General features: G+C 39.0%; 24 protein-coding genes and 1 tRNA gene. 2 read left to right on the top strand and 23 right to left on the bottom strand.

Translation table 11 applies throughout. From position 1 onward, the window contains the following. Positions 1–76: 76 nt before the first annotated feature. From GQR56_RS10585 to GQR56_RS10555, 7 genes are all read right to left on the bottom strand, one after another. A complete protein-coding gene (locus GQR56_RS10585; RefSeq protein WP_166111136.1) occupies positions 77–292 on the bottom strand; it encodes an EF-hand domain-containing protein in 216 nt (71 codons plus the stop codon). A 79-nt stretch (positions 293–371) separates the two neighbouring features. Next, entirely contained in the window at positions 372–584 is a 213-nt protein-coding gene (locus tag GQR56_RS10580; protein ID WP_024610114.1) for an EF-hand domain-containing protein, read from the bottom strand. Between the two features lie 162 nt (positions 585–746). Continuing rightward, positions 747–959, bottom strand: coding sequence for a calmodulin (locus GQR56_RS10575; protein ID WP_024610115.1), 213 nt, complete (start codon positions 957–959; stop codon positions 747–749). Between the two features lie 534 nt (positions 960–1,493). Then, the gene (locus GQR56_RS10570; RefSeq protein ID WP_024610116.1) at positions 1,494–1,709 is read right to left on the bottom strand and encodes a TIGR02450 family Trp-rich protein; all 216 of its coding nucleotides are present in this window, start codon (positions 1,707–1,709) and stop codon (positions 1,494–1,496) included. Between the two features lie 75 nt (positions 1,710–1,784). Further along, positions 1,785–2,138, bottom strand: coding sequence for a cupredoxin domain-containing protein (locus GQR56_RS10565; RefSeq protein WP_166111131.1), 354 nt, complete (start codon positions 2,136–2,138; stop codon positions 1,785–1,787). 30 nt (positions 2,139–2,168) lie between these two features. Then, the gene (locus tag GQR56_RS10560; protein ID WP_166111128.1) at positions 2,169–4,421 is read right to left on the bottom strand and encodes a heavy metal translocating P-type ATPase; all 2,253 of its coding nucleotides are present in this window, start codon (positions 4,419–4,421) and stop codon (positions 2,169–2,171) included. Then, positions 4,421–4,855, bottom strand: coding sequence for a MerR family transcriptional regulator (locus tag GQR56_RS10555; protein ID WP_166111125.1), 435 nt, complete (start codon positions 4,853–4,855; stop codon positions 4,421–4,423). Before GQR56_RS10555 ends, GQR56_RS10560 begins: the two co-directional genes overlap by 1 nt. 268 nt (positions 4,856–5,123) lie before the next feature. On the opposite strand from GQR56_RS10555, the gene GQR56_RS10550 reads away from it, so the two are divergent. Then, a complete protein-coding gene (locus tag GQR56_RS10550; RefSeq protein WP_166111122.1) occupies positions 5,124–5,684 on the top strand; it encodes a hypothetical protein in 561 nt (186 codons plus the stop codon). Positions 5,685–5,765: 81 nt separating this feature from the next. Here GQR56_RS10550 and GQR56_RS10545 read toward each other — a convergent pair whose 3' ends face one another. From GQR56_RS10545 to GQR56_RS10470, 16 genes are all read right to left on the bottom strand, one after another. Next, the gene (locus tag GQR56_RS10545; protein WP_166111119.1) at positions 5,766–6,098 is read right to left on the bottom strand and encodes a Na+/H+ antiporter subunit G; all 333 of its coding nucleotides are present in this window, start codon (positions 6,096–6,098) and stop codon (positions 5,766–5,768) included. A 9-nt stretch (positions 6,099–6,107) separates the two neighbouring features. Continuing rightward, positions 6,108–6,377, bottom strand: coding sequence for a K+/H+ antiporter subunit F (locus GQR56_RS10540; protein WP_013464545.1), 270 nt, complete (start codon positions 6,375–6,377; stop codon positions 6,108–6,110). Beyond that, entirely contained in the window at positions 6,371–6,907 is a 537-nt protein-coding gene (locus tag GQR56_RS10535; RefSeq protein WP_166111116.1) for a Na+/H+ antiporter subunit E, read from the bottom strand. The genes GQR56_RS10540 and GQR56_RS10535 overlap by 7 nt, the downstream gene beginning before the upstream one ends. After that, on the bottom strand, positions 6,907–8,424 hold the full coding sequence (locus GQR56_RS10530; protein ID WP_166111113.1) for a monovalent cation/H+ antiporter subunit D: 1,518 nt from the start codon (positions 8,422–8,424) through the stop codon (positions 6,907–6,909). Before GQR56_RS10530 ends, GQR56_RS10535 begins: the two co-directional genes overlap by 1 nt. After that, positions 8,421–8,774, bottom strand: coding sequence for a Na+/H+ antiporter subunit C (locus tag GQR56_RS10525; protein ID WP_024610124.1), 354 nt, complete (start codon positions 8,772–8,774; stop codon positions 8,421–8,423). Before GQR56_RS10525 ends, GQR56_RS10530 begins: the two co-directional genes overlap by 4 nt. Beyond that, on the bottom strand, positions 8,774–11,566 hold the full coding sequence (locus GQR56_RS10520) for a monovalent cation/H+ antiporter subunit A (protein WP_166111110.1): 2,793 nt from the start codon (positions 11,564–11,566) through the stop codon (positions 8,774–8,776). Before GQR56_RS10520 ends, GQR56_RS10525 begins: the two co-directional genes overlap by 1 nt. Positions 11,567–11,763: 197 nt before the next feature. Next, positions 11,764–12,843 (bottom strand): hypothetical protein, encoded by a 1,080-nt coding sequence (locus tag GQR56_RS10515; protein ID WP_240920926.1) that lies wholly within the window; start codon positions 12,841–12,843, stop codon positions 11,764–11,766. 34 nt (positions 12,844–12,877) lie between these two features. After that, positions 12,878–13,756: a lipoprotein NlpI gene (gene nlpI / locus GQR56_RS10510; RefSeq protein ID WP_024610127.1), complete on the bottom strand. Its 879-nt coding sequence runs from the start codon at positions 13,754–13,756 to the stop codon at positions 12,878–12,880. Positions 13,757–14,040: 284 nt separating this feature from the next. Then, positions 14,041–16,167 (bottom strand): polyribonucleotide nucleotidyltransferase, encoded by a 2,127-nt coding sequence (gene pnp / locus GQR56_RS10505; RefSeq protein WP_166111107.1) that lies wholly within the window; start codon positions 16,165–16,167, stop codon positions 14,041–14,043. Positions 16,168–16,519: 352 nt separating this feature from the next. Then, positions 16,520–16,789 carry a 30S ribosomal protein S15 gene (rpsO, locus tag GQR56_RS10500; protein WP_024610129.1) on the bottom strand — a complete coding sequence of 90 codons (270 nt, stop codon included), beginning with the start codon at positions 16,787–16,789 and terminating at the stop codon, positions 16,520–16,522. A 156-nt stretch (positions 16,790–16,945) separates the two neighbouring features. Further along, positions 16,946–17,905 carry a tRNA pseudouridine(55) synthase TruB gene (truB, locus tag GQR56_RS10495; RefSeq protein ID WP_166111103.1) on the bottom strand — a complete coding sequence of 320 codons (960 nt, stop codon included), beginning with the start codon at positions 17,903–17,905 and terminating at the stop codon, positions 16,946–16,948. Further along, the gene (gene rbfA, locus GQR56_RS10490) at positions 17,889–18,395 is read right to left on the bottom strand and encodes a 30S ribosome-binding factor RbfA (protein ID WP_024610131.1); all 507 of its coding nucleotides are present in this window, start codon (positions 18,393–18,395) and stop codon (positions 17,889–17,891) included. Before rbfA ends, truB begins: the two co-directional genes overlap by 17 nt. Before the next feature lie 174 nt (positions 18,396–18,569). After that, positions 18,570–21,230 carry a translation initiation factor IF-2 gene (gene infB, locus GQR56_RS10485; protein WP_166111100.1) on the bottom strand — a complete coding sequence of 887 codons (2,661 nt, stop codon included), beginning with the start codon at positions 21,228–21,230 and terminating at the stop codon, positions 18,570–18,572. 25 nt (positions 21,231–21,255) lie between these two features. Then, complete coding sequence (gene nusA / locus GQR56_RS10480; RefSeq protein ID WP_024610133.1) at positions 21,256–22,755, bottom strand: transcription termination factor NusA; 1,500 nt, start codon at positions 22,753–22,755, stop codon at positions 21,256–21,258. A 39-nt stretch (positions 22,756–22,794) separates the two neighbouring features. Continuing rightward, positions 22,795–23,250, bottom strand: coding sequence for a ribosome maturation factor RimP (gene rimP / locus GQR56_RS10475; protein ID WP_024610134.1), 456 nt, complete (start codon positions 23,248–23,250; stop codon positions 22,795–22,797). Between the two features lie 277 nt (positions 23,251–23,527). Then, a tRNA-Met gene (locus GQR56_RS10470) sits at positions 23,528–23,604 on the bottom strand. 391 nt (positions 23,605–23,995) lie between these two features. On the opposite strand from GQR56_RS10470, the gene GQR56_RS10465 reads away from it, so the two are divergent. Next, a complete protein-coding gene (locus tag GQR56_RS10465; RefSeq protein WP_024610135.1) occupies positions 23,996–24,457 on the top strand; it encodes a globin in 462 nt (153 codons plus the stop codon). Position 24,458 lies beyond the last annotated feature (1 nt).

The raw sequence follows: 24,458 nt of genomic DNA, 5'->3' as shown, positions 1-24,458 counted from the left end.
TTTAGGTGCTCATAAAAAAGCAGCCTAACACTATTCGTATTAAGCTGCTCGAGTATGATTTTTTACTAATGTATAACTATTGTACTGTAGCAAACTCTTCTTTAGAAAGTTCACCATTTCCGTCTAAATCTAAGTCGTCAAATAACTGTGCTAACTGTTTGTTAGTTTGCGCTTCTGCTTGACTAATAACGCCGTCACCATCAGTATCAAATGAGTCAAAATCTACTGCTGCAAACGCCGCTGAAGAAGATGCTAATGCTATTAGTGCTAACGTTTTATGTAATGTTTTCATATTATCTTCCTTTGGCTTAAAACCCTAATAAATGGTAAGAAGTCCTTTTCAAAGATCCTTTAGGAGTCGAATTTATATATTAATACTCAGAGAACTCTTCTTTAGAGAGTTCACCGTTACCATCGATGTCTAGCTCAGAAAATAACGCCATTAAATCAGCATCTACCGATGCCTCTGCTTGGCTGATTGCTCCGCTGCCATCCACATCTAACGTTTCAAAATCTGTGCTTGCAAATACCGCTGATGAAGAAGCAAGAGCCATTAATACAAGTGTTGACTGTAATTTTTTCATAATTTAATCCTTCAGTAATATATAGCGAATAAATGTGCCCATGTGTAAGTACCAACACGTCCTTGTTATTCTTTTTAATAAGCTCCCTTGCCTATTAAGGTTGTCTTTGGCAACTCAGAATTTAAATAACATTACTGGGCATCAAACTGTTTTTATTGAAGCTTACGCCTCTGTAAATTCGTCTTTTGATAGCTCACCGTTTTGGTCAGTATCTAGGTCTGTAAACTGGCTCATTAACTCTGCATCTACCGAAGCTTCTGCTTGGCTAATTGCACCGTTACCGTCTACATCAAGTGTGTCAAAATCTGTTGCTGCAAAAGCCGCTGATGAAGAAGCTAGAGCCATTAATACTAGTGTTGATTGGAAAGTTTTCATAATAGTAATCCTTCATTGGGTTATTGCGATTTAGCTACTTAGCTTAATCACGTTTTGCTTAATACAAACTAAGTATTACAAGTTCGATGCCAACTTTAAAAAACAATTTAAAAGCAATGACTTAACTTTGTTTTTGAGGGTTTTACCAGAAAAGCGAGGGTTCGTTTGTTGCCTTTTAGCAACAGCTAGTTAGCCACTGATAAATTAGCATTAAGAATCAGTGACTTAGGGTTTAATAAAAAGACACAAAACATAAACTAAATTATTTTTATCATAGCTTTAAGCTACTTTTTTAATAAACGCATCCTGAATATGTTTTTATTGAAAAGTAACAAAACAAAAAACATAAAATAACTCAATGATATATATAGATTTAATTATAATTTAATAACTAGTTAAAACATATTTAGTCATTTAAAATTAAAAACATGAGTTTGTTGCTATTTGGCGAATACATGTATTTTTTAACAATAAAAAACCGCTAACAAGGTAGCGGTTTTAAAGGTTAGCTGTTAATTGAGCTCGTATAAATAATTACTTCCACCCTTGTAACCAATTTTGTGAGTTTTTTAAATCTCGCCAGCTAATTGGATATTGGCTTTTTGAAATAATAGCTTCAGTAATACATTCAATTACGTTTGCATCTTCATCGTAATCAACCTCAATAATAATAAAGTGCTTTTCTTTATTAATTGCAGGTACTGCCGTCCACTTACTATTCAATAACTTCTTAGGGTTTAGCTTATTCATTGTTTATATTAAGTCCGGATAACCTAAATTTATGTTACAAACTAATACGACTCAATTATATATTTAGTTCAAACTCTATTGAGCAATCAACTTACCTTTATACATTTGCATTTGACAATGAAAGTCATATTCGCCAGCCTCAAGCGCAGGTAATTTAATAGTATTACCATCGCCTATTACAAGGGTTTTACTAATATCGAGCTGTGGGAATATGACCATTTCGGCGCAAGGGGCGCTGTCTTGTCGATCAAAGGTTAGCTCAACTTCTTTATTAGCAACTACTTTAATATGCCCTGGCTGATATACGCCGTTATTAACAACAACCTTTACTTTATTGTCGTCACTCTGGGTTTGTTCTGGTTTGTATAACCAAAACCAGTAAATAATTGCAGCTATTAACAAAGCGCCTAATATATTAATCATCAACATAATTGTTACTCCTAAATGAAAGGCTTTAGCTTATGATTTTTCTGGTTTGAAAAAACGTAATCTATTTGCGTTACTTACTACCGTTAATGATGAAAGTGCCATAGCTGCACCTGCAACAACGGGGTTGAGCAATATTCCAAAAAATGGATACAATAAACCAGCCGCAATCGGTATACCTGCGACGTTATAAACAAATGCACCAAATAAGTTTTGCTTAATATTTGAAATGGTCGCGTTACTAACTGCAATTGCATCAGCAAGTCCATGAAGCGATCCGCGCATCAGAGTTATATCAGCACTTTCTATTGCCACATCGGTGCCTGTGCCTATTGCAAAGCCAACATCAGCTTGAGCAAGTGCAGGGGCATCGTTTATACCATCGCCTGTCATTCCTACTATCTCACCTTTCGCTTGGCGCTTTGTAACTTCGTCTACTTTATCGTTTGGCATTACTTCAGCTATAAAGTCATCAATCCCAACTTGCTTAGCAACCGCTTGTGCCGTGGCTTTGTTGTCGCCTGTAAGCATAACCAAGTGAATACCTTTACTTTGCAAACGTTTAATTGCTGCAGCTGAGTCTTCTTTAACCGGATCGGCTACGGCTATAATCGCTTGTAACTGACTGTTACTAGCAAAGTACATAGGTGTTTTAGCATCTGCGGCAAGTGTTTGTGCTTGCTCGGTTGCATCATCAACGACCACATTGTATTTATCCATTAAGGCTTTATTACCAAACAATAATGTTTGCCCATCAACCTTCCCTGTTACGCCTTTACCTGTCAGTGCATCAAAGTCAGTTACTTTAACTTTACTTAAACTCAAACCCTCGTTTTTAGCATAACGAATAATAGCTTCTGCAAGTGGATGCTCAGAGCTACTTTCAAGACTACCAACTAGTTGCATAACAGTATTTTTGTCACTGTTATTAAACGCAATAACATCGGTTACCTCTGGTGTACCTTGTGTAATAGTCCCGGTTTTATCTAAAATCATAGTCGTAATTTTAGACGTGGTTTGCAGCGATTCACCATTTCGAATTAAGATGCCAGATTCTGCGGCTTTACCAATACCAACCATAACCGACATTGGCGTAGCTAAACCAAGCGCGCACGGGCAAGCAATAATAAGTACTGTGGTTACTGCAACTATTGCATACGCAATTGATGGATCAGGTCCAAAGTTTAACCATGCTAAACCCGCAAGCACAGCAATGATCATCACTGTTGGTACAAATATGCCCGATATAACGTCAGCTAAACGACCAATAGAAGGCTTTGAATTTTGCGCACGCTTTACCATATTTATAATATTAGCGAGTGTTGTTTCACTACCAATATGGGTGGCTTTAAATAGTAAAGTACCACTTTTATTAATACTTCCTGCGACTACCTTATCGCCCGTTTTTTTACTTACGGGCATAGGTTCACCGGTTAACATTGACTCATCAACCGTGCTACTACCTTCTATAACGTCGCCATCTACAGGGATTTTTTCACCAGGGCGCACTCTTACTTCATCATTTTTTATAACGTCACTAATGTCGATGTCTTGCTCTTCGCCACTTCGAATAACGCGTGCTGTTTTTGGCTGTAGACCAATTAAGCGTTTAATCGCTTGTGAAGTACGTCCTCGCGCTTTAACTTCAAAGGCAAGACCTAGGCTAATTAAACCAATGATCATCGATGAAGCTTCAAAATACACGTGCCTTGCTACTTCAGGTAATAAATTAGGTGCTATAACTACAAACATTGAATATAACCACGCAGTACCTGTACCAAGTGCTATAAGCGTGTCCATATTTGCTGCATGATTTTTAAATGCCTGCCAAGCGCCGTTATAAAACTGTTTACCCGACACAGCCATCACAGCTAATGTAATAATACCAACTACAAACCACGCAATTCTTTGTGGATTTGTGGCTACGCTCATATCAAAAATAAGCCCGTATATCATTAAAGGTATGCCTACACCCAATGCGAGCATCATATTACGCATTAGCTTTTTATAGTGTGCCTCGTCCGATTTAGCTTTTTCATCAAGCGCATCTTGATCGGAGTCGTTGCTCATAGGCTTAGCGGCATAACCAATATTTTCGACAGCTTTGATAAGCGTGCTTTCCTCTGCACTCCCCTCTACACGTACGGTACGTTCTGCAAAGTTCATTTCTACATTTTTTGCACCTTGTACACCTTGCAGGGCTTTTTCGATTTTCCCCACGCAACTGCCACAGTTAGCGCCTTCAATCATAAAGTTTTGCGCGGTGTCTTTTGTATTAGTAGTCATTACGCTTCCTCTTTGTTCATTTGATTGTTAATTGGGTCAACAAACGATTCTATTAAGCTACATACATCGCTTGCATTTGCACCATCCGCTGAAGAGTCCCACTGGGCAAGAGCTGCTTGCATGCGTGTACGCAATTTTAGCGTTTCTTGAAAGAGTGCCTCTGTTTCTTCTAAACGTTTGGTTATAAGTTTACGTGTTAATGGGCACGGGCAATTTCCTTGCTGTGACTCACCAATAATTTGTTGAATATCTTTAACTGAAAAACCTAGCTGACGTGAGCTAATAATAAACTTTAAACGTTGCTGATCACTTGCTGTATATTCTTGATAACCATTTTCTGTACTGCGTATTGGATTAAGTAACCCTACACGCGTGTAATGACGAACAGTATCGGGGGTAACACCCATTAACTTTGCTAGTTGCTTAACATACATAATGTAGCTCCATGGTTGTTCAATACCTGAATGATAAACCTAGGTGCGACACATAGGTCAATGGCTATTTTTAAATTAGTTAAATAATGGCACAAACATAATTAACTTGAACTGATTTAACTACTGACTTTATATATTGTTATTAATTATGGCTATTTGATAGGATACTATGTGTAAAGGATGTAGCTGAAAAACTAAGGATAGAACATATGCTAATTCAATTAATAAAACAAAGTGTCAGTAAATTTTTAGATGGGCTTAAAAGCCCATGGTAAAGCTTATTAAAGACGAACTTGATGATCTAAATGTTGCTGGCTATTTTATCGGGCTAGTTATATTAACTTTGTTCACAGCCGCAATAACATGGTATCTACTTTCACATGCGCTAGATAACTTTTTTCAAATGCTATCGTACCCATATAGCGGCTACCCTGTCATCGTTTATTCAAATGACAGTTTAGCTACGCCAAGCCTTTGGTTGATACTGTTCACGGCGTTACTTACTGGCGTATTTCGTGGGGTTTATGAATTATTTAAAAAACCTTGGCTAAAGAAAGTGTTTGTTCACCTCCAGACAATTTTTTGCGTTACGTTGATTCTGGTTATTTTGGCTTTTTTTGTGCACTCTATTATTTGGAAGTCTGCTGCTCGCGAACATGGTTATATTGAATGCCCCATGTTTGATACCACACTTGTGAAGTATGCTAAAAACGTAACTGCTTGGACTAAAGAAGAATCCTTATGCCATGATTATCAGGTTGGCGAAGCTCTTTCATCAGGCAATCATGAAGATATTATAGAAACAGCCGAATACTTGAAGAACAGGTAATAAATTACACCTAAATCACTTAGCTTATATTGTAGAAGAGAGGGAGGCATCAAGCCTCCCTCTTATGTTAAGTCAAAGCACTTAATCGTTTTTTATATTATCAAGACCTTTGGTGCCCTCTTTAGCTTTAAGCTTATGGTGTATTGCCGACTTAATTAACATATAACCACTAATAGGCGCTGTAATTAATAAAAATATTGTAATCAATATTTCTTTAACACTAAGCCCATTCTCTGCATTGGTAAAAAAAACCATTGAAGCAATTAAAACGCTCGCCATACCCAGTGTTGTTGCCTTTGTAGGTCCATGCAAACGCATAAAAAAATCAGGTAATTTAATAAGCCCAATCGAGCCTATTAATATAAACGCGCCACCAAACAACAATAATATTGATACAATCCATTCGCTAATCATTATTCCACCTTATTCGATTATATCGCCACGAAGTAAATATTTGCACACCGCTACCGTACTTATAAAACCAAGCATAGCGATAAGTAATGCTGCTTCAAAGTAAAGCCCTGTTCCCATACTAATACTGTATAAAATAATAAGTGCTATTACATTTATATACATAGTATCGAGCGCTAAAATTCGATCAGGTACTGATGGACCGATAATTAATCGCCATAAATTAAGTAACAGTGATAACCCAATCATTGAAAAAACAATAAGTAATACAGTGTCTAACATTGAAATATCTCCTTGAGAGGAGCTTCGTAGCGTTGTTTAATTTGCTTAATTAGCGCCTCTTCGTCTTTTAAGTCCAACACATGAATAAGTAAATAACGCTGTATTGGCTCATCGCCCTTATTTATTGATTCAGGAATAGGATAAACCTCTGCGCTTACTGTGCCTGGTGTTAACGATACACTGCTTGCCAATATAGTGATTGGCATATTATGCGTTAAATCAATTGGTATTTTTACAAACGCTGGACGTAGTTTTTTTGTTGGACCAAGTATTAGTAAAGCAACCTGTAAATTGGCAACAACAATATCGCAAAGCACAATAAGTAACTGTTTAAATGCTAACCCAGGCTTTAAAATAAGCGGCTGAGGATCGCGTAGTGAAAAGCTTAGTAAAGGTATAAATATGGCAAAAAACACTGCCAATACTAAATGCCCTGCCGAAACACTATTATTGAGTAATAACCAAACAATAAACAAAAACAAACTACGAAATGGCGTTGGTAACCATCGAAAACGGGCTTGTAATCTCATTACGAACCTCCTTTTAGTACAGCGTTAATACCACCGCCTATATCGTGGAGTTGCGTTGCAGCTCCAATCATGTACTCGCTTATCGGTCCACCAAAAATAACCAGCAATGGCGAACAAGCAAGCAAACAAACTATTACGGTTACTTGTAATGGGTGTGCATTTACACCATCAGAACTTTCATTTTTTCTGTCTTTACGTTCCCAAAACAAGCCGGTACCTGCACGAGATAATGCTATTAGTAGTACAAAACTTGTAATTAAATAGACAGGCCAAAATAATAAAGCTTGTTCACTATTTAAAGTGGTTTTAAGAATCCAAATTTTTCCTACAAAACCCGAAAATGGTGGCATTCCAACAACCGTTAAAGCTGCGATAATAAAACACCCACCTAACAAGAAAGGCTGATTAACCATGCGTCCGCCAACCAGCCTATCGGCTGCTTTACCACGTTGGGTTGCTATTAAATCGGCTAGTAAAAACAATGCAGCACTAACAAGTGTTGAATGTACCAAATAATATAACAGCGCAGCAGTCGCATTTACGTTTTGTAATGCAATCAGTGCGACTAAAGTACCTACCGAAACAACAACTAAATTAGCAGTTAATTTACGTAAATCTTGCGCTGCAACTACGCCTATAGCACCTACAACTATGGTAGCAATAGCTAACCCCCATAACCAAGGTTGTGCCATATGCTCAAGTTCGCCAGCTTGTTCTCCAAATATCACTGTATATACACGTAACATGGCATATACACCAACTTTGGTCATAATTGCGAATAACGCTGCAACCACAGGTTTGGCACTCGCATAAGTATTTGGCAACCATAAATGAAGTGGTAGTAACGCCCCTTTTAACGCAAATACAACAAGTAGTAATAAACCACCCGCTTTTGCTAAATAAACATCATCGCCAGTAAGAAGTGGCATTTTGCGTGCCATATCAGCAATATTAAGCGTGCCTAATACGCCATACAAAATACCTAAGCCAATTAAAAATACGCTTGAACCTACTAGGTTTAATATTACGTATTGCAGCGCTGCACGCGTGTTTTGTTTATCGCCTGCGTGCATAAGTAATGCATATGAGGCAATAAGTAGCACTTCAAAAAATACAAATACGTTAAATAAATCGCCAGTTAAAAAAGCGCCGTTAACGCCCAATACTAAAAAGTGAACTAACGGGTGAAAAAAGCTGCCTTTTTCATCATCCCCTGCACAACTATATAAAATAACACCTAACCCTAAAAAAGAAGTTAGCGTTACTAATAATGTTGAGAGCATATCGGCAACAAGTACTATACCAAACGGCGCAGACCAGTTGCCAATGGCGTACACGTTAATACCTGTGTTATACACATGTATTAATAAAAACACGCTTACTGCAAACGTAATTATGCCCATAATACTTGAGGCAATACGTCGTATTGGTACGCTTTTACCACACGGTGGCAGCAGTAAAATAACCGCAGCAAACATGGGTAATAAAATAGGTAAGGATGCTAAATGTTGAATCATTTTTGCTCCTTATTTTCAGCTGACATTTTTACCAAATGACCATCAACATGGTCGCTACCTAAGTCGGCACGACCACGGATTGCTAAAATAACGACAAATGCTGTCATTGCAAAACCAATCACGATTGCAGTTAACACTAATGCTTGAGGTAAAGGGTCAGCGTAGTCGGCACCAGTACCAAGTACTACTGCTTTGTTAATGGTAAGACGACCAGCAGAAAACAAAAATAAATTAACTGCGTATGAAATCATAGTAAGCCCTAGCACTACAGGAAATGTACGCGCTCTTAGCAGTAAAAAAATACCGCAACTCACTAATACTCCAACGCAACATGCGTACAATAATTCCATTAAATATTTACCTCTTTTTTCTGGGTATCTGCTGTCATGTTACCTAAGCTTGCTAAAATCATTAGTGTTGCACCTACAACCGTTAAGTACACACCTAGGTCAAATACAATAGCACTGGCAAGCTCTGTTTTACCGATAAATGGTATATCGAAATAATCAAACCACGTTGTTAAAAATGGCTTATCGAAGAACCAACTACCCACGCCTGTAAACATTGCAATAGCGATACCTGAGGCAATTATTTTACGGTAATTAACATCAAAACGTTCGCTTATCCATGCTGAACCGTGCGCCATATATTGCAAAATAAAGGCAATAGATGTAACTAAGCCAGCAATAAACCCACCGCCTGGTAAGTTATGACCTCGTAAGAAAATATACGCCGATACTAACAAAGCAAGTGGTAATAAACTGTGTGAAATACTCGCTAACAAAATAGGATGACGCTCTCGTGCCCATGGGCGTCCTTCACCATCACTCGCTGGCATAAACAGAGGAATTCTAGAAAGCATTTTAAATATGCCTAATGCAGCAATACCTAAAACAGTAATCTCACCAAGCGTATCAAATCCTCTAAAATCAACCAAAATAACATTAACAACGTTAGTACCACCACCACCTGTTTTTGCGTTGGCAATAAAAAAGTCAGAAATCGATTCAAGTGGGCGTGTAAGCAGTGCATAACAAATACTAGCTATAACTACACCTAAAGTAGAAGCTATACCGATATCGCGTAAAATACGCAGCGAACTTGATTCTTTTGGCGTATGTTGAGGCAAAAAGAATAACGCCAGCATAAGCAGTATAACGGTAGCCACTTCAACGGTAAGTTGAGTAAGTGCTAAGTCGGGCGCCGAAAAACGCGTAAATGCGACTGACACCATAAGACCCACAATAGAGAGCATTAACAATGCAACCACTCGCGACCTGTGCCAAATAACAGTTGCTAATGCACCTATCATTAATAAACCGGCACCAATAGCATTGTGTACGTCAATTGGGGTTCTTGGCATACTGCCCGCTAATTGTTGCATTTCAAATAATGGCCAACCAGCACACAGCAATACTACACCTAGCATAACGACAAGGTAGCGCTGTAAAGAACCATTTTCAGTATGACTAATTTTTGATTGACACCAAGTTATAACGCTGAGGATAACGCGTTCAAATGTTTTTTTAGCATTAAATGGCGGTAATGAAGCTTGGAACTGGAACAAATACTTACGATTTACATATATAAACAAACCGCCAACCACAGCCATTGCACTCATCAGAAGTGGTAAGTTAAATCCATGCCAAATAGCAACTTGATAATCAGGCATTGCTTTACCTAAAACAGCAGTGGATGCTGCAGATAGAATATCGCCAACTACAAAATGTGGAAACATACCAACTAATAAGCAAAGAACAACAAGTATCTCTATTGGTACTCGCATATAACGTGGTGGTTCATGCGGTGTACGTGGTAAATCAATTGGGTCGCCATTAAAAAATACATCGTGGATAAAGCGAGCAGAATACGCCACCGAAAATGCACCTGCTATTGTAGCCAGTACTGGAATCAACCAAGACATAGAACCAAGAACTTGTTGGTGCAATGTTTCTGCAAAAAACATCTCTTTTGATAAAAAGCCATTAAGCAATGGGACACCTGCCATTGATGCAGCAGCAACCATAGCAAGCGTTGCGGTATAGGGTAAAAATCGCCACATACCATTGAGTTTACGCATATCACGCGTGCCTGTTTCGTGATCTATTATGCCTGTAGCCATAAATAACGACGCTTTAAACGTTGCGTGATTTATAATATGCAAAATAGCTGCAACGGTAGCAAGCTCAGTATCTAGACCAAGTAATAAGGTAATTAAACCTAAATGACTTATTGTAGAGTAGGCCAATAGCCCTTTTAAATCGTGTTTAAATAACGCAATGTAAGCGCCAAATAATAAAGTTGTTAAGCCTGTTAACCCTACAATTGCAAACCAAATATCGGTACCCGCTAAAGCAGGATAAAAACGAGCCAATAAAAATATACCTGCTTTTACCATAGTAGCAGAGTGTAAATAAGCGCTTACCGGTGTAGGCGCAGCCATTGCGTGTGGCAGCCAAAAGTGAAACGGAAATTGTGCCGATTTGGTAAATGCACCAAGTAACACTAATACAAGCGCAAGTTCGTATAAGTCATGCGACTGAATAATCGCCTTACTTGCTAAAATAACATCAAGGTCGTAACTACCAACAATATCACCAAGTATCATTAACCCTGCAAGTAATGCCAATCCGCCAGCACCCGTTACAGCAAGTGCCATACGCGCACCTTTGCGTGCTTCAGATTTATGCCACCAAAAACTAATGAGTAAAAATGAGCTTATGCTAGTTAATTCCCAAAATAACCAAAGTTGAATAACGTTGTTAGACATGACAATGCCAAGCATTGCGGTCATAAACAGCATTAAATAACTGTATAACTTAGCCATCGAATCGTTAGAACTTAAGTAATACCGGGTATACAAAATAACTAGTAAGCCTATGCCTAAAATCATAAACATAAACAATAAGCTAAGACCATCTAACCGCAGTGATAAATCAAGTCCTAAAGATGGGATCCACGACATTGAGTAACGAATTGTTTCACCCGCTAAAGCTGCAGGCGCATGGTATAGCGTAATGCCTAAAGCAATTAATGGCGCAAGAGCCGTTAAGCTAGCAGATTGATTGCGTGAAAGTTTGCCAGTGCATGCTGAAATAACACTGCCAATTAAGGATAACAAAGGTATCCAGAGCAAAGTCATAATGAAGGGCCTTTTAGAGTCATAAGTTTATCAGTGCATCACTTGGTTTACATTAAGTGATGCTTTTACTGCCTGTTTTTTAACGACATTAATACATATAGTTATACTGATAAACATGCTTTTTGTCTATAAAAAGCGGTAGTACCTGAATGAATATTGAACGAAGAAAGTAAAATTACGAAAAAAGTATTCTAGGGTTAAAAACGGTGAGGGGTAGCCTTTATATGTGCTTGCCAAAGCGCCCTATATTGCTCTGAAAGCCCTATCTGTTGATATTCCATAATGGACCAAGTTTTAGATGGTTTATAAGCTGTCCCACCTTGCTGGCAGCTCTCACTTTTATACCACCCTTTAGGTGCAGGTTCTCCGTGCGAAATAAATAAGTTAGGTGCAACAAACCCTTTTTTACTACATAACCAAGCTTGTTTTGTATTTGGCAGCGCATATTCATCCTCAAAACCACTAAAATGCATAAGTTCATGTAAAAATACGTTGTAGTTAACATGTGAATTCAGCTGCATTATGTTGTTTTGTACATTCGCACTGCCATACCTTGGCATCATTATTATAAAATCAAATTTTCCAGAAAGTTGTTTTTTTAATGATGATGACTGCCAATTGCACTGCGCCATTTTATTTACTGTATTTGTGCAATCAATAGCGCCTGCAACATAAACAGGCTTAGTGAAACAAAATACATTGTTATCAGGTTCTGGTTTTTCGTTGTATTTTTTTATCAGCTCAGAGAGTTTATAAAGCCCGCTACGATGATCGCTCATCGTTACCACATTAAACAAACATTGATTATTTACAGGCAACTCTGAACCTAATGCTAAAAAACCAAGGTTGTGTATGAACGATTCTGGAATATTGGTGTAAGGCGCACTTAATTTTAAATTAAGGTGATTTAAAGTATCACCTTTAGGCAGTAAACCATTTTTAGCTAATAATTTAAGGTCATCCCACCGAGATTGGGTAAATAACTGGCGTGCTAAATTTTGCCGCTGTGATTCACTTAAGCTATAAATACTTGCTTGCCAAAATAGTTTAGCTGTATCGCTACGTTTATTTTTTAATAACCTAAGAGAATACACATATTGCGCAAAAGGAATTTTGTTACGTGCTAATAAAGCGAGCTTAAAATCAGGGAGTAATTGTAAATGCTGAGAAAAATAACGAGGAAACTGCCAATAACTTTGCACAGCATTGGCTTTTGCGTTTAAAACGTGCCAAAAGCCAAGTACATTATGGTGATTACTGGAGCCAGAAATTAACAAGCTACACAGTAATACACCAACTATCTTTAAAATATTAACCCGCGTTTTCGCCAGTCATTAGCTCAAGCTCTAAACGCGCATACTTGTATTCAATAAACTCATGGACGTTAGTAGCAAGCGCTAATCTAAAATAATCAGAGGCTAAATACTCATTACCTGCGGCTTGGTGTAACTTAGCTAAATAAAAATAAGCTTCGCATAAACGCTGCGCATATTCTTGTTCTGACTTAACACCCTCACTGATGCCTGATAAAAATGTGTGTTCACTCATATCACCCGTAAAAAGCGAAATTAGCTGATACGCCCATTGTGATTCATCAAGCGCTGTTGCATTTGTTTTTAGCTCAGTAAGCGCTTGCTCTTTATTTTCTTGAGCCTCTGCCAAATAAAGCCATAGTACACGGTAAGGATCATTTGGAGAGCGCGCTAAAAACTCAACGAAATCGCTTTTAGCAATATCGGCTCTGTCGCCATAATAAAGTGCAATGCCACGATTTAAATAAGCGTATTCGTGTTGTTCATCTAGTTCTAATGCCGAATCAAAAAACTCATAAGCTTTTTCGTATTGCTGCATTAGCGTATGTTGAATACCCAAGAAGTTATACACTTCTGATAAATCAGGTTTTAACTTTATTGCACGATTAAAGTCAATGCGCGAAAGTGTAGTCATGCCTAAGCTATCAAATAGTACACCACGATCGTAGTACAGTTTTGCTTGTTGTTCGGGACTAAGATCGGCTCTGTTAAGTAGCTCTGAATAACGTGCTATAGCAATTTCACTTCTAAAGTCAGAAGCTAATGGAGCAGTAAAAGGCACATTAATAATAGGTGTAGGTTCTGACTGTGCAGTTGATTGGCAAGCGCTTAAAGACAAAATAGCGAAAGATGCCAAAGCTAAGTGTTTGAGTCTCATTAAAATCCTTAGTACCAAGATATGTAACAATATGACAGGAAATGCCTGAATAGGTTCATAACAACCGACGAACTATTATTGCCACACTAAAATTGCTCAATAACAACATCAAATTTAAATGCATTGGTATTCCATTTAAGGTTTTGATCACTATATATGAGTAATTTAGCTTCCTTGAATAATCTTTGTTTAAATTTAATTAGCCTCATTAAAGCATAAAAAAAGGGGCTAAACAGCCCCCTTTTATATTATCCAGTAAATATATCTGGATGAAGTATTAGCAATTACGCGTCAGTTGGCGCGTCAGCTGCAGGTGCTGCTGATTCCATTGCTTCTTTAATACTTAGACGTACACGGCCTTGGCGGTCTACTTCTAGTACTTTAACTTTAACTTCTTGACCTTCAGAAAGGTGATCAGCAACGTTATTAACGCGCTCAGTACTAATTTGAGAAATATGTACTAGACCATCTTTACCAGGAAGAATGTTTACAAACGCACCGAAGTCTACGATACGTACAACTTTACCTTCGTAGATAGTACCTACTTCGAGTTCAGCTGTTAATTGCTCAATACGACTAATTGCATTAGCTGCACTTTCGCCATCTGTAGCTGCAATTTTAATTGTACCATCATCACCGATTTCAATCGTTGTGCCAGTTTCTTCAGTAAGTTGACGAATAGTTGCGCCGCCTTTACCGATAACTTCAGCGATTTTCTTCTGTGGGATCTTCATAGTATAAATACGAGGAGCAAATTGAGATAGCTCTTCTGAAGGTGTAGAGATTGCTTCGTCCATTACCGCTAGGATATGTAAACGTGCTGCTTTTGCTTGTTTAAGAGCAATTTGCATGATCTCTTGAGTAATACCTTCAATTTTAATGTCCATTTGAAGCGCAGTGATACCGGCAGCAGTACCCGCAACTTTAAAGTCCATGTCACCTAAGTGATCTTCATCACCTAAGATATCTGAAAGAACAACAAACTTTTCGTCTTCTTTAACTAGACCCATCGCGATACCCGCAACAGATGCTTTAATTGGTACACCAGCATTCATAAGTGCAAGTGAAGTACCACATACAGAAGCCATTGAAGATGAACCGTTTGATTCAGTGATTTCAGATACTACACGGATTGAATATGGGAATTCAGTCAATGTTGGCATTACAGCAGCGATACCACGCTTAGCAAGGTTACCATGGCCGATTTCACGACGCTTAGGAGAACCAACAAAACCAGTTTCACCTACACAGAATGGAGGGAAGTTATAGTTAAGCATAAAGTGGTTTTTGTGAGTACCAGTTAAATCGTCGATTAACTGTGAATCACGTTCTGTACCAAGTGTAGCTGTTACTAACGCTTGAGTTTCACCACGAGTAAATATAGCAGAACCGTGAGTACGCGGTAATACGCCAGTCATTACATCTAGTGCACGAATCATATCTGGTTCGCGACCATCGATACGTTTTTCGCCAGCAGCGATACGACCACGAACGATTTTCTTCTCAAGTGAACCGAAGATTTTACCAACTTCTTGCTTGTCTAAAGACTCGCCTTCAGCAAGTTCAGCTGTTAGTACTGCAACAACTTCGTCTTTCGCTTCGCCAAGTGCTTCTTTACGCGCTACTTTATCAGTGATTAAGTAAGCTGCGCCTACTTTATCAGCTGCAATTGCTGCTACTTTATCTTCAAGTGCAACGTTTTTAGCCGGTGCAGTCCAATCCCAAGTAGGTTTGCCTGCTTCGGCTTTAAATTCTTCGATTGCAGTGATGATCGCTTGAGATTGCTCATGACCATATACAACAGCGCCAAGCATTACGTCTTCTGCAAGTACGTTAGCTTCTGACTCAACCATAAGTACCGCTTTATCAGTACCGGCTACCACTAAATCAAGTTGGCTTTCTTCAAGCTCTTTTAATGTAGGGTTAAGTACGTATTCGCCGTTGATGTAACCAACGCGAGATGCACCAATTGGACCACTGAACGGGATACCAGAGATAGCAAGTGCTGCTGAAGTACCAATCATCGCAACCATATCAGGTTGGATTTCAGGGTTTACAGAAACAACAGTAGCAATAACTTGTACTTCGTTTACGAAACCGCTTGGGAAAAGTGGACGAATTGGACGGTCAATAAGACGTGCAATAAGTGTTTCGCCATCGTTAGGACGACCTTCACGCTTTAAGAAGCCACCTGGAATACGACCAGCAGCGTACATACGCTCTTGGTAGTTAACTGTTAGTGGGAAAAAGTCTTGACCTGGTTGAGCTTCACGCTTACCTACAACAGTTACTAAAACTGAAGTATCACCAATGCTTACAAGTACTGCGCCGTCAGCTTGACGAGCAATAGCACCTGTTTCTAGGGTTACTGTGTGTTGACCTAGTTGAAATTTTTTAATAATTGCTTGCACTTAAAATATTCCTTAAATGTGTTCTTAAATAAGTTGCCATCAAAGAACCAATTACAGTACATAATTGTATTTATTTTAAAATCAATTAAGTACTACAATTGGCGATGACGTAAATAATCAAGCTAAACCTTTTTAGCTTGTGCCGTAGTATATACCAAAGCACCGTTAAAATGCGAGCCTAGCAATCAGATAAACACGACTCTAAATACGTATTTAAAATCATTTTATCTAGTTTGAATAATGGGGTTTTTATTTTTAAATTCAAGAAGTTTAAAAACGAATTGCAGGTTTTAGCAGGAATTTCAGGCACAAAAAAAGGAGCTAAAAAGCTCCTTTCTTTGTAATCAAGTTCTTAGCGACGTAGACCAAGTTCTTGGATTAATGCTGTATAACGCGTGATGTTTTTACCTTTAAGGTAATCAAGCAGTTTACGGCGAGTACTTACTTTACGAAGCAGACCACGACGCGAGTGGAAGTCATGCTTGTGGTCAGCAAAGTGACCTTGAAGCTTGTTGATATCAAAAGTAAGTAAAGCTACTTGTACTTCAGGTGAACCAGTGTCGCCTTCAGCACGTGCAAATTTAGCAATGATATCGATTTTTTCTTGATTACTTAGTGACATAATAACTCCAGAAATTAAATTTAAAAGGTGTCTTAGCCGATCACTAATTCAGCCAAAACGATTAAGCGGGCGTATTCTACCAACTGTGGGGATAACTACAAGTTAATTATCCACAATATGTATTAATAAGCTGTCGTTAATAATACATATTACTTTTTATTGCGGTTTAACGTAATCATCTTGCTGACTAGCAAGACCACGTTTGACTTTTAAATGACCGCTTGAATTACGCTCACCAGTACCAATAAATACCCCTTCTGCAACCACTTTAATTGCCCCTTCAGGCAAAGTAACAGGAAGTTCTACCGCCTGCCCGTGGCTAAACACCGAACCCTGTTCAGTTGTTATTTCAACAACAGGCAGATCGGTTAAAGCAGTATCTATTGGCAATAATAGCGAATCTAAGTAGATAGAAGGAGCAACCTCTTCTTCTTTCGCTTTAGCAAGCAACGCTTCAATTTCGTCAAGCGTTACCATTTTATCTGCGGGATACTGACCAACAGCAGTTCTGTGAAGCATAATAACATGAGCACCACAGCCAAGGTTTTCACCTAAGTCATCAACGATAGTACGAATGTAAGTCCCTTTAGATACATGGGCCGTCATTTGTAATATGTTGCTTTCTTCATCAAATTCGTCAAATGATAAGCTAAATACATTTATCTTTCTGCATTTACGAGGTACTTCAATACCTTCGCGAGCATACTTATATAAAGGTCTGCCTTGGTACTTAAGCGCTGAATACATTGATGGATATTGATCAGACTCGCCAACAAATGCGGCAATTTCTTTTGTTAGCTGCTCACGCGTTACGTTCACATCTTTTGTGCTAACAATTTCACCATCAGAATCTGATGTTGTTGTACGCTCACCCAGTTGCGCTCGAACAATATAGGTTTTATCTGTATCGAGTAGAAACTGCGTAAACTTAGTTGCTTCACCAAAACAAATTGGCAGCATACCTGTGGCAAGTGGATCTAAAGCACCTGTATGTCCAGCTTTTTGCGCAAAATAAACACCTTTTGCTTGCTGTAGTGCTTTATTTGATGAAATGCCTTCAGGTTTGTTTAACAACAAAATACCGTCAACCGCACGGCCTTTACTGCGTTTTGCCATCTGTATTAGTGCCTTCTTCGCTATCTGTATCGTCTACGTGCTTAGTACTTTCTTCGCTGTCTGAAACTTCAGCAGCATCAACACTCTCAGCTTCGTCATCAACATGCTCAACTTCGTCATCTACATGCTTAGCATTATCTTCACGAATAATCGAATCAACTAAGTTAGAAATACGCATACCTTCCATAAGTGAGTTATCAACAACAAACTTTAACTCAGGCATAATACGTGCGCGTATACGCTTACCAAGTAACGAGCGAATATAACCAGTCGCTTCGTTAAGTACTTTTGCGCTTTGCTTTGCTGCATCTTCATCTTGTGTATTAAACACAGTGATAAAGATTTTTGCATAAGATAAATCGCGCGACACTTCTACCGCTGACACTGTCACCATACCTAAGCGTGGATCTTTAATTTCGCGTTGTAAAATTACAGCAATTTCTTTTTGAATTTGCTGAGCAACACGATCAGTGCGAGAAAATTCTCTCATTATACTTGTCCTAAAATAATAACTTATTGAAATTAAATAATAAGTTAATTAAATAATAAGTTAACTAAATAATGGATACACAAATGGGGGCTAAGCCCCCATTTAAAATCTTAGCGTAGAGCGTATCAAACTTCGAGGTGTTAACCCCAGCGGTTCAATATGCCCTAGTAACAATTATAGAGTACGTTGTACTTCAACTGTTTCAAATACTTCGATTTGGTCACCAACGCGAACGTCATTGTAGTTCTTAACGCCGATACCACATTCCATACCGTTACGAACATCAGCAACGTCGTCTTTAAAGCGACGAAGTGACTCAAGTTCACCTTCGTAGATAACAACGTTTTCACGAAGTACACGGATAGGCGCGCTACGTTTAATAACACCTTCAGTAACCATACAACCAGCGATAGCGCCAATTTTTGGAGATTTGAATACGTCACGAACTTGAGCAAGACCAATAATCTCTTGCTTAAATTCTGGTGCTAACATACCTGACATTGCTTGCTTAACTTCGTCAATCAAGCTGTAGATTACGCTGTAGTAGCGTAAGTCTAAGTTTTCAGTCTCGATAACTTTACGAGCTGATGCATCAGCACGAACGTTAAAGCCAACTACAATCGCGTTAGACGCTGCAGCAAGTGTTGCGTCAGTCTCGGTAATACCACCAACACCTGAACCAACAATCTTCACTTTTACTTCATCAGTAGAAAGCTTAGTTAGTGAATCAGAGATTGCTTCGATTGAACCTTGAACGTCTGCTTTAAGTACCACGTTAACTTCAGAGACATCGCCTTCAGTCATGTTAGTAAACATGTTTTCAAGCTTAGCTTTTTGTTGACGAGCTAACTTAACGTCACGGAATTTACCTTGACGGTATAAAGCAACTTCACGCGCTTTACGTTCATCTTTAACAACTGTCGCTTCATCGCCTGCAGCAGGAATACCAGAAAGACCTAAAATCTCTACTGGAATAGATGGACCAGCAGACTTAATGTCTTTACCGTTCTCATCTCTCATTGCACGAACACGACCGTACTCAAGACCACATAATACAATGTCACCTTGGTTAAGCGTACCAGATTGAACAAGAACAGAAGCTACTGGACCGCGACCTTTATCAAGGCGAGATTCAATAACAACACCAGCAGCCATACCTACAGTAGGAGCTGAAAGCTCTAAAAGCTCTGATTGGTTTAATACAGCTTCAAGAAGGTCATCGATGCCTAAACCTGTTTTTGCAGAAATATGAACGTACTGCGTATCACCGCCCCATTCTTCTGGAATAACGTCTAGTACAGCAAGTTCGTTTTTAACGCGATCTGGATCTGCGCCTTCTTTATCCATTTTGTTTACAGCAATAATTAAAGGAACGCCAGCAGCACGAGCATGCTGTACCGCTTCTTTAGTTTGTGGCATTACACCATCATCTGCTGCAACCACAAGGATTACGATATCTGTCGCTTTAGCACCACGAGCACGCATTGAAGTAAATGCAGCATGTCCTGGTGTATCTAAGAACGTGATCATGTGACCGTTCACGTCTACGTGGTATGCACCAATGTGCTGTGTAATACCACCTGCTTCGCCTGAAGCAACTTTTGCTGAACGAATGTAATCAAGCGTAGATGTTTTACCATGGTCAACGTGACCCATAACAGTAACTACTGGAGCACGTGGCTCTGATTTACCATCTTCATGGCGATCATTAAGTACTGTTTGCTCTAATTCGTTTTCTTTAACAATGATAACTTTGTGACCCATTTCTTCTGCAACTAGTTGCGCAGCTTCTTGGTCAATCACTTGGTTAATGGTAACCATGTCACCCATTTTCATCATTGTTTTAACAACTTCAGCGCCTTTAACTGCCATGCGTGATGCAAGCTCAGCTACTGTAATTGTTTCGCTAATACGCACTTCATTTTTAACATCAACAGTTGGTTTTTGGAAACCATGTTGTAATGATGCTGGTGCTTTTAGCTTGGCTTTATTACGGCCTCTTGACGCTGCAAATTTATCTTTTGCTGGCGCTTTTTTCTTTTTCTTCACACGGCGTGTACCTTGCTCATCACGAGCATCGGCAACATCTTCTGCTTCACGTGCATAAGTAGAAGTCGTAAGATGGTGATCCGCTGTTTCTTCGCGTTTCTTACGTTCTTCTTCTTCTTTCTTCCAGCGTGCCGAGTTTTCTTCAGCTAGCTTTCTTGCTTCTTCTGCTTGACGTTTCGCTTCTTCTTCAGCTTTCTTCAATGCGGCCTCTTCTGCTTCTTTTTGCAGACGCTCAGCTTCTATGCGATCTTTCTCAGACTTAGCACTTTGCTCTGGGGTCATCTGCTTTTGTTTCGCTTTACGCTCTGCATCAGCTTTGCGTTTAGCTTCTTCTTTGGCTTTACGATCAGCGTCTTCTTTCGCTTTACGTTCTGCCTCTTGTTTCGCTTTTAATTCTGCGGCTTCTAGCTCAGCTTTTTGCTGCTCTTCAAGGCGCACTTTTTCTTCAGCGGCTAAGCGTGTTTGCTCTTGTTCTTGTTCCATTGCGCTTTTTTTCACGTATGTACGTGTTTTGCGAACTTCAACTTGAACAGCTTTAGCTTTACCCGTAGAGCCAGTTACACTTAATGTGCTCTTACTCTTACGTTGTAAAGTCATACGCGCTGGGCCATCTGAACCAGTACCGCCATGATGCTTGCTTAAATGATCAAGTAACGTTGCTTTTTCTGCTTCAGTTACATTATCAGTAGCCTGCTTAGTGATACCTGCTTGTGAAAACTGCTGTAGCAATTTATCAACAGTTGTACCTATATCGCCGGCTAGTTTTTCAACATTTACTTCTGCCATAGTGTGTAATACCTCCGTTAATAAATTACTCGTCTGCAAACCAACAAATGTTACGTGCAGCCATAATTAGTTCACCCGCTTTTTCAGATGTAAGCTCTGTGATATCAACTAATTCGTCAATACCTTGCTCTGCCAAGTCTTCAAGTGTAACAACACCTTTGCTCGCCATAACAAATGCTAAGTGACGTTCTAAGCCTTCAAGCGCAAGTAAGTCTTCAGCTGGTTCTGCACCATCTAAGCTTTCTTCCGTTTTAAGGGCTTTAGTCGTTAATGCATCTTTTGCGCGTGAACGTAAAAGATCGACCATTTCTTCATCTAAGCCATCAATTTCTAAAAATTCAGATGCAGGTACATACGCCACTTCTTCAAGTGTCGAGAAACCTTCATTAATAAGTAATGATGCAAACTCATCATCAATTTCTAAACTTTCAGTGAATAAGTTAAGTAACTTATCAGATTCGGCTTCATTTTTAGTGCGCATATCTTCAACAGTCATTACGTTTAGTTCCCAGCCAGTTAATTGGCTTGCTAAACGAACATTTTGACCATTACGACCGATTGCTTGCGCTAGGTTATCAGCTTCTACTGCGATATCCATTGAGTGAGTGTCTTCATCCATTACGATTGAAGCTACTTCTGCTGGTGACATTGCATTGATAACAAACTGTGCTGGGTTATCGTCATAAAGTACGATATCAACACGCTCACCACCTAACTCAGACGATACAGCTTGAACACGAGCACCACGCATACCAACACATGCACCAATTGGATCAATGCGTTTGTCGTTAGATTTCACGGCGATTTTAGCTCGAGAGCCAGGATCGCGTGCCGCTGCACGTAATTCTATCATTTCTTCGCCAATTTCTGGCACCTCAATGCGGAATAATTCCATCAGCATTTCTGGTTTAGAACGCGTAACAAACAATTGTGCACCGCGTGCTTCAGGCTTAACTTCGTATAAAAGACCACGGATACGGTCACCCGGACGGAAGTTTTCACGTGGAAGCATATCATCACGGTAGATAACGGCTTCTGCGTTATTGCCTAAATCAAGAACAATAGAGTCACGCGTTGCTTTTTTAACAACACCTGTTACTAACTCGCCTACTTGATCTTTGTACGCATCAACAACTAAAGCACGCTCAGCTTCACGTACTTTTTGTACGATAACTTGCTTAGCCATTTGTGTTGTAATACGGTCAAATTTAATTGAGTCAATTTGCTCTTCAACGTAATCACCCATTTGCAAATCAGGTTCTTCAACCTGCGCTGCTTCTAAGGTAATTTCGCTGTAAGGGTTCTCTAAAGAACCATCTTCTAAGACTGCTGCAATCTGCCAACGACGGAACGTATCGTAATCACCCGTTTTACGGTCAATTGCTACACGCACTTCAATTTCGCCATCGTGTTTTTTCTTTGTCGCTGTCGCTAATGCGAACTCTAGAGCTTCAAAAATCTTTTCTTTTGGAACCGCTTTCTCATTGGAAACGGCTTCAGCAACCAATAATATCTCTTTTGCCATGGGTAATGCCTCGCTTGCCCTATTCCTTCGCGCTCGAATTTAAAACTTCGCGATTAAATTCGCACGTTCGATGTTACTAAGCATGATTAGATGCTCTGCACCATCGCTAGATAGTGTGATCATATCGCTGCTAACTGTTACTAAATCGCCTTTAAAATTACGACGACCATCTTGTGGAAGTTTAGTACGCACGCGTACTTCCTCTCCCTGCGCCTGCTCGTAGTGATCTTGTTTGAATAATAGACGATCAACACCAGGAGACGATACTTCCAAATCATATTCATTTGTAATCGGGTCTTCGACGTCTAAAATCGCACTAATTTGGCGACTTGCATCCGCACAGTTATCAACTGAGATCCCATCCTCATGAGCAATGTATACTCTTAAGGTAGAATGGCGACCCGCTTGCACAAATTCAAGACCATGTAATTCAAAGCCTAACATTTCTACCGCTGGCGACAACATGGTTACTAAATCTTGTTCAAGTTTTGTCACGAAAATCCTCCATACAAACAAAAAAAGGGCTTATAGCCCTAAAATACTGAGTTTAAATTTAATTTAATGACAATTGCCATCAAACCGTAAGGTGCAGATACAACAACGCCCCGAACCAAGCGGGGCGTCACACCAAAAAGCATAAAACTGTGTGGCCTAGGGCCGAGCTTGGTTGCGAGTCAGCAATCTGACCAAATTAAACTACACTAGCTTAAACGCAAAACGCGCATTACTTAGAATGCGCGATATAAATTAATAAGCTTACACTTATTAGAATTGGTTGCGGGAGCCGGATTTGAACCGACGACCTTCGGGTTATGAGCCCGACGAGCTACCAGACTGCTCCATCCCGCGCCAATAGATATCAAATTTAATTAATATCGCTGTTAGCTGTTTTACAACATGCTAAACAATGGCAGCTATTATAAGGATGCGCGGGATAATTAGCAACCATAATAACTAATAACTTTATAAAAACTCGAATCTTTAAAATAGGCAAACTCAACATATGTAATTAAAATGTTGAATAGAATTTTAAAAAATAATTCCAGAAAAACTCAAGGTATTATTATTTCACAAAAAAATAATTTTATTTACAACAACAAAAGCGAGGTTAAATCATAAGCTTAACAACAAACCAATACTTTAATATCAAAAAAGCGTGCGATATCTGAGTTCCTGACTATAATAAGAATCAATCACTAATACAATAATAAAAATTATACTTAATGCAACGAGGCATTTAATGAATACACATCAACCAGTACTGTTAAAAAGCCTTACTATTATAAAACCAAACTTCCATGCTTTTACGGCACGTTTTCATGGTAAGTTAGTTGAGTCTGATATCACCATGGGTTACTTAACAGCTGCACAATTTAACGAAAGAAGTTATACGCTTTACTGTGTGTTAGAGCGCATAATTAAAAATCTAGATAACCCATCATCTGTTGCTCCGTTTTTATCACATCATATAGCTTTTTTAAAAAACGGTCATATTCAACAAGTTGATATCAAAATCTTATGTGATGCTTTTTATTCGACTTTGGAAGAGCATTTAGGGCGACTTTTTAGTGTAGAAAGTCAATTAGCATGGCAGAAAGTTTTAAGGTTTTTTACAAACTTTGCAAATAATATCCTCTTTAATGTTTCTAATGTTGTTTCTCTTAAGCAACAAATAGAAAAGAAAACAAATAGCGAAACGTAAC

It is taken from the genome of Pseudoalteromonas sp. Z9A5, from assembly GCF_011378875.1.
In the GTDB taxonomy this organism is placed as follows: Bacteria; Pseudomonadota; Gammaproteobacteria; order Enterobacterales; family Alteromonadaceae; genus Pseudoalteromonas.
Note: the sequence above shows the minus strand (reverse complement) of the source record. Positions and strands in the feature narration are given on the sequence as shown.